The sequence below is a fragment of the Nocardia veterana NBRC 100344 genome, assembly GCF_000308855.1.
In the GTDB taxonomy this organism is placed as follows: Bacteria; Actinomycetota; Actinomycetes; order Mycobacteriales; family Mycobacteriaceae; genus Nocardia; species Nocardia veterana.
The window spans coordinates 106480-120850 of the sequence record NZ_BAGM01000096.1 but is presented as its reverse complement, the minus strand read 5'-3'; the positions used below and the strand labels follow the sequence as shown (position 1 = coordinate 120850).

Annotated in this window: 1 protein-coding gene (cut by a window edge); it reads left to right on the top strand. The window is 66.4% G+C overall.

Features of this window, described 5'->3' with window-relative positions; genetic code table 11:
• On the top strand, window positions 1–14371 hold the end of the coding sequence (locus tag ON37_RS18320) for an amidase family protein (protein ID WP_040720835.1). 15323 nt of this gene lie to the left of the window's left edge; only the last 14371 of its 29694 coding nucleotides appear in the window; its start codon lies off the left edge, out of view; the stop codon is at window positions 14369–14371.

Genomic DNA, 14371 nt, shown 5'->3' with positions numbered 1-14371 from the left:
AAAGGCCGACTACTCCGTCGGCAGCCGTCCCTCGGATACCCCCGACGGCCTGATCGGCGCTCGCCCCTCGGATTCCGAACCGGGCACGCCACGGCAGATCGACCACACCCATGCCTGGTGGACCGGCATGCCCGACGACGTACGCCCGCCGAACGAGGAAGTGGCCGATTTTGCCGCCCGCCACGGCTATACGTTGTCGCAGGCCACGATGGTGTGGGAGTACCGCAACGAGTTGGGCGCGCTTCCCGGCATTCCGACGGTGGCGCGGCGGCAGGCGAACGAGTGGGTGGCGCGGTCGGCGACGCATCCCGACGCACGTCTTCTCTCGGCACTGCCGGCCATCCCTCAGTCCGGCGTCCCGGCTCCCGCGCAAACGCTGCGGCACGCCGAATTCGCGACCGGCGAATACGAATTCGTCCTCGGCGCCGATCCCGAGTGGGCGGACAGGGTCGTCTATCTCGCTCTCGACCGGGCCGCCCACCCCGTCGCCGAGTATTTCGGCACCGCCGTTGAACTCGCTCGGCACATCCGGCAGTTGACTCCGGGCCTGCGTGTCTCCGTCGTGGCCTGGCGGCGCGGGCCGGCGGGCGACGACGCGGAAGCACAGCAGGCTCGCGGACAGTTGCTGCGCCGACAAATACTGGCGGACAACCATTATCGAAGCCTGGTGAACCCGGCACCGGCCGACGTCACGGTGGTGGCGGCGGGTGGTGGCTGCCTCGCCGCGACCGCCACCGGTTTGTCTCACCTGGACGGGCTGCACGGCGTGGTGCTGGCCGATCCGCGGCCCGGCGCAGGTTCCCCCGCGGATCCGAATCTCGGTGCGCCGGTGCGTATTCTGTCGTCCGAGCCGACCGGCGAATGGTTCTCGGCCGGTGCGGCGGCCGCCCTGTTCCGCGCCGCATCGCCGACTGAATCGAGTGCGCAGGCACGTGAACGAGGGCGGGCCAACAGCGCCGTCGCCGCCGAATTCGTCTATCCGGGCGGCGATTCGGGCACCTGGGCGCGGCTTCCCGAACTGCTCGGTGACGTCGACGGTATGGCCGCGAATGTGCGGTCCGGCATCAACGACGCGAAGATCTCCCGCGTCATGAGGTCGGAAGGTCCGGACTCGGTCGCGGCCCTGGTCGCCGACGCGGTGACGATGGCGCGGAATTGGGCCGACGAGCACGATCTCGTATTGCCGCACACCTATTCCGCCGACGTGTCCGACCCGGACCGCGCCGAGGTGACGTTGTCCTTCGGCGACCTCGGCGCGCAACCGGCGCTGCCTGCGGACCTCGCCGACCTGATTCCGCCCGGGAGACCGGCACGGAAGATCCTGACCTTCGTGTTCGACGTGACCGACGACCCGGCGACGCTCGCCGCCCAGGCGGTGGCCGCGGCCGCCCGGTTCGCCTGGGCCGGGCACAGATACGGCAGTGACCAGGTCGCGATGCTGGCGCACTTGCGATTCCGCCGGTCCGGCGCCGACGACACGGAGTCGCCCGAGATACTGGCGCGCCGGCTCGTCCGCCGCCTGGACGCACTGCAGGGTATGCGGCAGTGGCCGGCCACACTGTGGGTCGAGGGGAGTAGGGAGACCCGCCTGATCGTCGCAGAAATGATTCGCGCCGACGCCGACGAGGCGGCGGGCGAGGCCGCGGTCGCGCCGCCGCACGACGATTCCGTGATCTCCGGCGATCCCCGAACGCTCGTGGGGGATCTGTGGCCTGAGCTGCGGCAGTGGGAGCTCCAGTACCGCACCGAGGCCGAAACACTCGATCGGGAACTCGCTGGAGACCTCCCCGCCGGCCGGCGGCCGGCGCTGCGGCAGCGACGCGACCATGTGCGTGACCTGGCCCGCGGCATCGCAACGGCGGCGGGCCGGTATGCCGACGCGCAACACCGCCACGACGCCGCGAGAGCGCGCACGCCGGCCGAATCGCTTTCCGATGCAAGGTCTCCGGAGGAACTCGCACGTCACAACGCGGACGTCACCGAGTTGATCCAGGCGAGTCGACAGCATCACCACGTGGCCGGCAAGATCATGATGTTGCACGACGCGCACACCGCTCTGGCGGCGCTGGAACCCTTCCACGCCGACCGCCTGCACACCGATCCGCCACTGCGGCTGGACTGTTCGGACCCCGAGACCTACGCGATGATCGTGGTCCCGACCCCGGTCCACGACGATCGGACGCGGCCGGAGCCGGAACGCCTCTACCGGGCATTCGGCGAACCGGATGCCACCGGGCAGTTCCCGCTCCCGTACGGCCTCGCCGAAGACCCGGCCCACGGCCACCCGGACCGCATGCGGTGGTTGCGCACGCGGCAATTCCTCGCCGACCTCCGCCGCGGCGAGCGCGGCCTGTCCGAAGAGGCCCTGACCGACCATATCGAGGCCCACCACACCGCGCTCCGACGACTCCGAACCGTCCTCCGCGGCCATTTCGACTACCCCGCCGCGCCCGACGGACCCGAGGGCATGATCGGCAGCCGTCCCGCGGAGCACCAAGAACTGTCGTGGCGTGCGGAGCTGCTGCTGGCAGCCGGGGCGCTGGGTGTCGACCCCGGGTTCGCGGCGCCGGGGACCCGCGGACGGCGGCAGCTGGAGCAGCTTCGGGACGGTGCGCTGCGCGCGTTCAGCCGGGAGCGGCGGGCGGCGGGCGATCCTCGGCTGACCGGCGACCCGGATGCGGTTTTGACCGTCGCGGAGATGGAAACCACGCTCGCGCAACTGGAGTCGGATCCACTCGCCGACGGACAGCAACGTGCCGTCGGCCGCCAGTGGCGGAACGCGCACCGATTGCTCACCGCGACAGACGAACTCGACCGGCCGACCGGGATCGCACCGCCGGGCGAGCACGTCCTGGACCGCTTGGCTGCGGCTATAGAGTTGTGGCGCACGGCCACCGGCGCAGACTCGTACCGGGAAGCCAACAAGGCCGCCTACTATCCGGAGTACGTCGCCACCTCGCTCGATGCCGTGGACGCGAGCACCTGCCGCGCGCTGCTGCACCGCTACGACGAGCTCGACAGCGCGTTGGTCGCTCTCGGGCGCACCTGGAACGAGCGGCGGGACGGGAGCGGGTCGGACGCCGTCCTCGACGCCGTGACCGGAGGCGTGTGGCAGCACGTCTTCGCCGGGCTCGAGCCGGCGACCCTCCACACGCTGCCGGCGACGATCGATACGGTCGTCAGCGCGTTGCGCCCGTTCGTCTACGGTCTCGACGAGTTGTCGACGGCCTTGCTGCGCGCGTACGCCCTGCTGGATCTCGAGCGCCGCTTCCTGGACAAGCTCGTGCCGAGCCTGCGTGCCCGAGCCGACCGGCTCGACGAGAGCCCCGCGGGCGCGCGAGAGGAATCGGCCGGACGCGATGACGGCGACGTGTCGCCGACCGGCCACATCGGCAGCAGACCGTCCTCGGACGACCTCGGCGGCATCGGCGCCCGACCGTGGCACGAACGCATCGCGGCGGGGCATCCGAGCGATGACCGCGCCACCGGCTCGCGGGGGCGCGTCGACAGCCCCGACGTCGCCTGGCTCACCTCGGTATTGGGCCCTCTCGCAAGACATTTCGATATCTCAGGGGACAAGGCCGTACTCGTCGACCGGACCGAGGGCGCCCTTGCGACCGAACTGCTGCCGCTGTGGCACCGCCTAGGCGCACTCGCCGCCGAATTCGAGAACCGAGGGCTGGGGCACTGGTACGAGCGGACCATGCTCGAATTGAAACCGATTGTCCGACAGGGCAACTCGGGCGACACCCGGGCGCGACCGGAAGGGCTGGGCGCGCCCCGGGCCCGGAACGGCTCGGCGGGGCTGATCGACGGCCGCTCACAGGACGATTCGCCGGAGCGGGAACCGGACGCCACCGATACGTCGGGCACGACAGCCGCGGTCGGTGAACGCGAACTGCCGACGCCGTGGAGCATGCGACGGGCAGTGGCCGAGTCGCGACCGGTGTCGCGCGAAAGCAGGGGCGGGGAGGGGCACATCGCGAGCCGGGCCGAGCCGGGTGTCAGGCCGAAGGCGACGCCGTGGTCGGCGGCCGCGGGCTCCGAGGGTGTCGGTGCCCGGCCGCATGATTCGGTGGATGGCTCTGGACGGGAAGCGGTTCCGCACCCGCACGGGTTCGAACGTGTCGAGAGCTGGTTGCGTGCGCTGCGGGTGGCGCTGCCGCACCGGCACGAAGAGATAGACGCGATTCTCATGTCCCCGGCGGGGGCCTCGAACGCGATCGCCGAGTTGCGCACTCTGATGCGGCGCGAGCCGGAGGTGCGGCGGCTGTACGCCGCCTTGGCGCAGCACTTCTTCCCCGCGCTCGGGACGATGCGCGAACCGGTCGTCGGCACGGCGCTACGGTTCTTCCGGGAGCAGGCCGGTTTCACGCCGGGCGGGTTCGCCCATCGGCTCGGCGTGCTGGAAGTGACTGTCGCGCACCGGGAATCGTCGCAACGGCTGCCTCCCGCCACAGCGGCGTGGCAGTCGCACCTGCGGATGCTTGCTGCGGGTACCGGTCCCGTCGACGACGGCGCGGAGGTCGGTGCCTGCCTCGGGGCGCTGCGGGCACGCGTAGGCCTGCCGATGCGGTACGTCGCCGAGAAGATGGATGTCGCCCCCGAGGTCGTCGCGGACCTCGAGGCTGGTCGGCGGTGGCCGAAGCGGCCCGAGGTGGAGGCGTACCTGCGTGCCTTGACGCCCGGCAAGCCACGCTTTCCCGAGGGGTACCGGCACGTGGGCGAATATCTGAGGTTCCTGCGTGCGGACGCGGGCGTGCCGCTCGCGGAGGCCGCCCGCCGCGCGGGCATGTCGAAAGCGATGGTGGTCAACCGAGAATCGGGACGGGCGCATCTCGCGCCGGAGTTCGTGGGGCTGTACCTGCGGGAGTACGGGCAGGACACGGTGACGCCGGTTGAAATCGCGGAATTGTCCGGCCTCCCGCAGCCTGTCACAGGGCCACGCACGGGGGTTGCGCCGCTCGACTGGGTCTTTCCGGGCGTGGCCGGCACCGGGCCGCTGGATGAGTACATGGCGGTGTCCCACCTGTCCGGACCGGACGGCCGCATCGGAAGCCGGCCGAACGATCACGATCAGCAACTCGGCCGAGACGGTGTCCGCGCGAATTCGTCCCCGCCGTCACCTTCCGAGATCGAGAAGATCTGGCGGCAGCGGCGTTCGGCCGGGAATCGGCTGCGGGCGGTGGCAACGCGGCTCGGGTTGGCGCCGTTCGAACCCGGTCCAGACTCGCTGGCACGGATGAGGGAGCGTGCGCAGGATGCGCGCGAGTCCTTGGCTCCGCTGCTCGGGGTCGCATCATCGGAGCTCGAGGTACGTCTGCACCTCGAGGAACCGATGAAACGGCTGCAGGGCTATCTGCGTTCGCTGGATGAGGTCGGGTGGTCGCGGATGGCAGGGGTTGCTCCGGCGGCCCTGCGTACGTGGATTGTCGGCGCGATGCACTTGGAAAGGGATACCCAGGAGGCGACCGCGCGCGCGATCGAGGGGGACCGCACATTGACCGAGGCCCTGCCCGCCCGCCGCGCGGCTGCGGCCGCGGCATTGACCAGGCTGACCGGCACGACGAAACCGACGGCGGAGCCCGCGGGCGCTGACGGTGATCCGATGGCGGAACTGCGGCGATTGAGCGCAGCGGCCGGCGAGGAAACCGCGCGGCTGGCCGATGCTGTTGTGGAATACCTCGAGGCGTCCACGCTGGTTCATCACACTGCGGAATACCTCGAGCTGCAGCAGCGGGCCCGGCGGTACGGTGATCATGCCAACCCGTTGTTGAACCGGACGGGACCGTTCGGATTGCCGCGTCTGGATCTTGTCGAAGTCTCGGATATCGTTCCAGCCGCGAAACGCGCGGTAGAGCTGTGGCTGACCGATATTGCCGACCTGGTGGAGATGATCGGGAATCCCGGCCGATGGACGTTCGACCAGATATTCGACCGCTACTGTGCGGCGGGTTCCCAAGTCAGGCCCGTATTCAACGCGGTGCGTATTATCGACGCTTCGGACCCGAACAGCCATGCGGGAATTCGTGGCGCGTGGGCGGCTTTGTGTCAGATCGTCGCCGAAGCACGACACCGTGTCCTGACCGATGCGGAACTGGGCGGCTGGATCGTCGATATGTACGAACGCCGCGCGGAATTGAACCTGGGCCCACGGAAGCTTGCCTTGTTGGAACGGGTTCATGTTGAATTTCGCGCTGCCGGCGCGGGTCTGGCGGATGCAGACAGGGCGGTGATCGCTCGCATCGACGCGAGGCTGGAGCAGCTCAAATCCCGGTTCCAGGTGAACAAGGCTAATGCGCTGGATGCTGCCGCGGTGCCGGTGGCCGAGCATGAGTTAGCGGGGTTGCCGACCGACCATCCGAGGATCGTCGCCGCTGGTGACGGCCGCTTCTTGTTGCAGCTCGAGAAGATGACGACAGGTAGCTGGCAGCCGTTGTTGCGTCTCCTGGAGAACCGTGCTGTGCGGAAAAGAGTCCATCGGACGGCGACACAGCTCTGCCGCGGCGGGCGCTACGACAATACCGAGATCGTGGTGGAGATGATCGGTCTGCGAGCCGAGCGAGCCGCGCTGCTCGGATATCCGCATCATGCGGCATTCATCGCGGACCAGGAACCTGTCGCTCCCGAGGTGGCGTCGACGGTTCTACAGAAGCTGACGCCACATATAGCGGCGGCGGCGCGCCGGGAAATACGCGAAGCGGCGACCGTCGCCGGCGAGGACCACCTCGAGCCGTGGGATATCGATCATGCGCTCGCGACCGCAGCAGCGCGGCGCGGCGGAATCGATGACCAGGTCGTCGGTCGATACCTGGAACTGAACCAGGTACTTGTCCAGGGAATATTCCAGCTTTACCAGAGTTTGTTCGGAGTGGAATTCACCGAACGCCGAGATATCCCGACCAATCATGCTGATGTCAGAGTCATCGCAGTCACGGATTCCGACGGGGCGGAGATCGGACTGCTTCTGTTCGATCCATACCAGCGGCCGGGAAAGAAGGGCGGGCAGATCACCTACCCGGTCATGGACAGATTCGGCCCCCTGGGTCGCATCCCGATCTCGATGATCTGCATGAATATCGCCAAGCCACGCGACAACGCAGATGTCACGTTGCTGACCTGGCCGGAGACGGAGGGGCTCTTTCATGAGTTCGGCCACGGGCTGAACGATCTGCTCGGTGAAGGTGTCAACGTCGTATCGGATCGGCGCCTGCCGCGAACGTGGACCGAGGGCGTCGGCGAACTGGGCGGCGTATTGGCGCTCCAGTTCCTGCCGAAATATGCATTCCACTACGAAACCGGCGACCCAGCTCCTCCGGCGATATTGGAGCACATTCGAGATTCGGCTCGCGAATATCGTGGTTTGGAGCTGGCGAGGCTCATGGCATTCGCTCAGCTGGATCTCGCGTGGCATCGGCTCACGCCGTCGGAAGTCCCTGTGTATGGAGACTTGGCTACCAAAGTCGAGGAGTTCGAGAACAATGTCCTGGTAGCGGCCGGCCTTGGCCTCCCGACGGTTCTGGGGGTCGGCCCGCTCCAGCTTTTCGGGCATATGTTCGAAGCTGATTATCATGCGACGTACTATTCGTATCTCTGGAACAAGGTTCTGGCTTGCACTGTCGGGGACGAAGTCGAGCGACTGGTCGACGAAGCGGGTGGCTTCACTCGTGCGGTCGGTGAGTGGCTGTATGACAACATCTTCCGGCACCAGGAGTTGCTCCTCACCGACGTGATCGCGAGGTTCCTGAATCCGGATTCCGACCTCCGTCCGTATCTCGAGGCCAACGGCCTGGTGGAGCCGCAGATCGATCCGGAGGAGCCGGAGGAGCGCAGCGATCGCGAACCCCGGCCGGGCGGGCCCGAGGGCCTGATCGGCAGTAAGCCGTTCGAGGGCCCGGAATCGCAGACTGGTGCCGAAACTTCCGATCTCGTGCCTCCGCTACCTCGGCATCGGCAGGACGAGTCGCGCATCCGGCTGGAGGTGGCGCGCCGTGCCTGGGAGCGAGCGATGCAGTTGCGGCAACAAGTGGCCGACCGGCTTCAACCTGATGATGCCGACGCCGGGAAACTGACGCGCGCCGGCTCGCCCGCCTGGGCAGCTCGGCTCACCAGGCATCGTCGGCTTCGCGACGACCTGATCGACATGCTCGGCATCGAACTCGACGCGGCGGTCGACGACGCATGGATACAACACGTGGTGCGCCAGCGGCAGGAACAAGGCCTCGCCGTGCCGGAGCTCGTAGCCACAAGCGAGGCGTTCGCCGAATCCTGCTCGGTGACAAGTCTTGTCGAGAAGATTCATCGGTTGTCCGCGTGGGCCGAGGCGGTCCAGGCAGTGGAGACGAGCCTGATGCGAGAGGCCGCCGAAGCGATGCGACTGATTGCCATGCCGCTGGCTGCGTTGCACGGCATCAAGAGTGCGGCAGCGGGTTTTCGGCCGCTGGGTGCCCTGATTCCGGTGATCGACTCCGCTCTTGCCGCTGTGGTTCAGGCTACCGAGCCTGTCCATCGGCTCGCGTCCGAAGCGGACGCGCTGTATGCGGTGGGAACCAGGACAGAGGAATACGAGCAGGTGTTGCGGTCCGCCGAGACCTCACGCCAGGAGATATTTTCGGCAGCATCGCAGTATGGCCTGGCGGCCTGGGATTCCCGTGCCGGGGTGATGCTGCTGCTCGAACGGCTGCGGCGCCTGTTGGCGGTTGCCCGGTCGTCGGGTGATGAGGCACAGGTCGCCGAGGTGCGTCGACTGATGCAGCGAACGACCACCATCGCCCAGCTCGAGGACACGACGCATCTGCTGAACGAAGACCTGGCCGCGGTGGTCGAACACGTGACCTCCGCGCGGGCCGACGTGGCTGCGACAGGGGGTGAAATACGGAACCCGGTGCGAGAACAGTCCAGTTCCGCACGGTTGCGCAGACGTCTGGCCGCGATGCGGGAAGCGGTTGTGGGTCAGCGCCGCACGGCGTTCATGGCTTTGCTGGATGGTTTGGGCAGCGAGTTCGGAGTCCAACTTCCAGTGCTCGACGAACTGGGTTGGGGCGGATCCGAATTGATCCGCTTGATGAACTCGCAGGCAACGAAGTCTGCCCGGTTGGCCGCCACGATACGCATTCTTCGCGGTATAGCCCGAGCGAATTCGCTTCTCGGCCGAATCGACACGGTGATAGCGGCGCTGAACGAAGCCGGACTGCGCCGCAACGACCGATACCGTGTCATTGTCGACGCGGCCACTCGGACGGCCGATCGCTCTGTGGACATCGGTCGCTACGACGCGGACCTGGACGAATGGCTGGACTCGATACTGGAGATCGCGGAAGTGACAGGCGACCCGTTCTTCGCTCGCCCGAGCAGCTCGGACAGTACGGCACCGGCGGTCGATCTGGAACGAGCGGACATCGAGACGTTACAACGTGCCATGACCGACGCAGCGACGACGTCGGTGAGGCTGACCGAAGGGTACATACATCGAATCAGGCTGTCCGACAGCACATACCCGCCGCTGAACGCGGTTATTGCGGTCAATCCGAATGCGCTCGCCGATGCGGAGCGCCTGGATGCCGAACGTCGGGCAGGAATTGTCCGAGGTCCTCTGCACGGGGTGCCGGTCATAGTGAAGGACAGCATCGACGTCGAAGGCATGCCGACAACCGCGGGGTCCGACGCGCTGCGGAACTCGTATCCGGTACGTGATGCGGAGGTCGTGCGACGTCTGCGGTTGGCGGGAGCAGTGATCATCGCCAAGGCCAACATGACCGAACTCGGCGACTGTATGAGCAGCCTGATGCCGGCCGGTTACAGCGCTGTCGGCGGACGCGGGCACAATCCCTACTCGCCGTCGGCCACGACAGGAAGTTCGAGTAGCGGTCCGGCGGCAGTCGTCGGGGCCGGGCTGGCCGCAGCAGCTATCGCCTCTGAAACCTCGGGCTCGATTGTCAGTCCAGCCGTGTGGCAGTCGGTGATCGGCTTCAAACCTATCGATCTTCTGGATACGGACGGGATGGTGCCGGGGGCGAGTTCTCTGGACACGCTCGGCGTGATGACTCGATCCGTGCGGGACGCGGCAATTCTGATCACCGTGTTGACCGGACTCGATCCGGCGATTGCCACGACAGACAGCCCTGCCGATCGGGCGGGCACGGACTACACAGCCGCACTGTCCACAGGGGCACTGCACGGTTGCCGTATCGGGGTAGTCGGCGCCCCCGATAATCTCGCCGGAGCACACGCCGTGCTCCGCGCGCTCGGCGCGACGTTGAATCCGGTAGATGTTCACAACGCAGACCTACCCCCTCTGCTGTTTCCGTGGGAATTCAAGCGGGATATCAACCGGTACCTGGATCGCCTGCCCCCCAACGCGCCGATCAGATCCCTCAGCGAAATGATCCGATACCTCGAGGTCACGGAGGGCGCGGCCGCGTACGGGTGGGACCATCTGGCCCACGCCGAAGCCATCGACCTGACCGATCCGGAAGTCTTGGCGGAGTACCACATCCACCGCGATCGGGTGATCGGCACGGCCCGGGAGCGACTCGATGCGGCCTTCGATGCGGTCGGAGCGGACGTGCTGCTGTTTCCGCAGGACGCGACAGTGCAACTCTCCGGCAGGGCCCGGTACCCGGCAATCACACTTCGCATCGGATACAACCCGCGCACCGGTGAGCCTCTCGGCATGACACTGGTCGGTAGGCCGGGTACGGAGGCTGCGCTGCTGGCCTACGCGAATGATTACGAGGAGGCGGCGCAGGTGTGGCGGCCGCCGTCCGAAATCAATCCGGCGCTGTTCACGCAACCGGAATTCCCGATCGGACAACAGAAGTCGCCCGAGACGCAACTTGTCGACTGTTTCAGACAATGCATGCGTCGGGTGCGGGAACGGACCGGACGGACCGACCTCGGCCATCTGCGGCCCGGGGAGATCGGCTTGCGTGGCGTGTTTCCGCTGTCCGCCCAGCGTGCCACCGGTGGTCGGTTCCGGGAGATCGAATCGTGGGACTCGTTGGAGCGGCGGGTGTTGGCCTTGCCGCCAGGGGCGATCGCAGTGGTTGCCTGGCAACTGGTGGACCCGGACCACAACCGCATCAGCCTGTCCGACAGTGGCCCGGGCTCGCATTTCGTAACTCTGGGGCACAGCAGGAACCGACCCGGCACTGTCGAATATTTCGACCCGGACGGCGACGAATTCGTCTATACCGCCGATCGGCGTCCACCACAGCTACAAGTGCACGACCGTCGTCTTGTTGCGGTGCTCTACAACAGTGAGGGCGATGTCCAAGACCTGCCGGGACCTCTTGCGTTGCCGATGTTCCCGGGCGCCGGAACAGATTCCGGTGTGCCGTCCTCCGAGCCCGAAGAGCAGCCGGCTGTCCGTGCTGCCGATCCGGCCTCGGTATCCTTGGCCGAGCTCCTGGCTGTCGGCGAGCCCGACAATGAGCTGCTACTGCGCCGGCTTCAGGGACTGGACGGGCAATACGGGCGCCTCATATTCACCGTCACCAGGGCTGGTTACACGGTCGCAGAGAATCCGTCGATGCCACGTGACACCGGCGTGGTACGCCACGTGCAAGGTCTCGTCTTTTCCGGGACGCTGGAGGACCCCGAAAGGGGCCTGGTTGTGTGGTGGCCGGAATTTTTCATCGAGTTCGATCGGGACGATAAGATTGTGGTCCGGGTTTCCGCGAGCGGAGTAAACCACCGAGGGAAATATCCTGTAGAAGTTTACAGCTCGTTCTTCGCCCGGCTGGACGATGAGTTCTTCGGGCCGGCCGCCGACCGCATGGAGTTCGCCCCCGAGATCGAAGCAAGCGTGCTGGTCGCCGGCGAGCCCGGTATCCGGTGGAACGATGCTGACGGCGTGTTCGCACTGACCGTCGAGCGATTGTATGAGGGTGCGGAAGCCATCTTCACCGACGCCAGCCCCTCGGACCGACGGCGCGTAGCGGAATTTCTGGGCCGACTCGAGCGGTCCGGCGCGGCAGGTTCGTTACCGGCGGATGTGCTGAATCTGACCGGAGACGATCCGGACCTCGGAAGGCGGTTGCTGATCGCTTCGGGTGTCGCCGTCGTCAGGGACTATGCCGCATATATGGCAACCGAGCCATCACAACGGCGGGCGAATCCGGAGTCGATGACAACCCCCTACCTCGTCCCGCCGGCAGTCGGTACCGCGGCAGATCTGTCGTTCCGCGAACTACTGACGCATTCGGAACCCTACAACGGACTTCTCGTCGGTGTCGGCCTCGAAGAGGGTCGATACGGGCCGTACTGGGTGAAAGGCGCACGGGCGCGATATCGAGCCGAATGGTGGTTCGAAACCGCATTGGGTGAGAATTCGACAACGCGATCGTATACTCCGGCCGTCAGCGCGATCGTCATCGGTGGGGAGATCTTCGACGAGAATGGCGATAGTGTTGGATTGCTGACCTTCGACATCGAAATGGACGAAGACGGACATATCGTTGTCACCGACGAGTCGACTCTGGATGAGAATGTTTCGGACAACGGTTTCTACGAAGCCTTTTCCGCTCGCTTGGAAGCCGATTTCCGGCGAAGGGGTGTAGACAAGATAGTCGTGTGGTCGATCACCGAATACGGTGCTGCTGCGATGCGGGACGAATCGGCCCGGTGGTCCGATAACCTGGACCAACTGTACGGGTCGGCCGAGAGCATTCGGAGGGCGGCGGCGGCCCTGCGGCGGCGCAGCACACCGGCTGACCGAGAACTTCTCGATGAGATTCTGCACCGGTTTTCCGGACTCTCGGCCGACTTCCCCACACCGCGCGAACTGAGTGAACTAGCGGGTGACAATCCTGGACTCGGCCGTGATCTTGTTGTGGTGACTCCCTGCTGCATCGTCAAAGAACTCCGGCCGAACGACGTCGATGCCCGGTCCGCGATGGTGCGTTGGGCCGAAGCCGAGATCGAACGGCTACGGCAATCCCTGCGGGGGCTGCTCGGGCGGCTCTCGGCGCATCCGGCGCATCTCGTGTCGCCCGAGACCGCAACGTCGGAGAACTGGCTCACTCAGTATCGGGAGGTCAGTGACGAGCTGAAACGACTGCTCGGCAGCGAGAACGGCCGGGTATCGGACCACTGGATCGCACAGGCAGCCGCGCGAGTGCGCAGCATCGGGGCGCCGACGCCCGAGTTCGCCGCGGCCACCGACCGGTTCGACATGTTGGAGCCGGCAACGCAGCTGATCAACCGCATACGGCGTCTGGAACGGTGGACACGGACGGTTGGAGCAGCCGAGGCAGAACTGACCCAGCACACTCAGCAACTGCACCGGTCGCTGGCGCGGGCTTTCGGCCTGACAAGCGCCGCCCGCGCTCTGCGCTTCCCCCGAACGCTTTCCGCCACGCTCGAAACGGCCGTAGCGAGAGCGGCCGAGGATGCGTCGTCCTTGCGAAGGATCAAATACCGGGTCCAACACCTGTATCGACTCGGTGCGACGGTGGTGGAGGCCGAGCATCAGCGGGATTCTCTCGTGTGGACGCGCGGGGATTTCAGCGATGCTTTTCGAGAAGTCGGCTCGGAATTTCTGGATCTCCGACTCGCCTCGTTCGTTCTCCAGGACCGCTTGCGCCGAGCAGGTGCCGACACAGCGGACTCCGAACAACTTCGCGACCTGATTCGGGATGCGGGCACGCTCACGGCGAGCGACGAGGCGGTTCACCGGCTGAGCGGTGATCTGGAATATCTACTCACGCAGGATCGGTCGGAGGCATCGGCCGGTCGACAGCCCGCCGTAACCGCCACGGACGCAGTGCCGAGTTCGGGTCGCCTGGATGCCGCCCTGGTTCCGATATGGGATGCACTCGTCGCCCGGAGACGGACATTGCTCGCCGCGCTGGAGAACCCGGGCTCACGGTTCGATCTCGATCTGACCAGTTTGGGCGAGGGCAGGGCCGGCGCCCGCGAGCTGGCATGGTTGAACGACCTACGTGAACGGATGCTTGCCGAGGAAATGAGTACGGAGCAGATCGCTCTGCTCGAGCGAGTCATCGACACGACACGGCTTGTCATGCGAACGACCACACAACTCAGCGGAATGGCGGCGGTCGCAGCGGCCCTCGCCGAAGCGGAGCAACGCATCCGCCTCCCCGGCGTATCCGACGAAAACGAAAAGGAGCGATGGGCGAAGTATCGGAATCGGCTCCTTACCGCGATAGAACCACTACGGGACACCGCGTCGCGTATGGGCGGCACCGAGCCGGAGCTGCGGGAGGCGCTCACTGTCATCATGACCGAAGTCGACGCCGACGGCACGAGCCGGCGCGCGATCGACGAGTTCCGAGAGCTGGCAAGCGAATTCGGCATCCGGCTGACGGCGGCTCTGGCAGCCGCGTCATGCCTGCCCGGTCTCGAATAA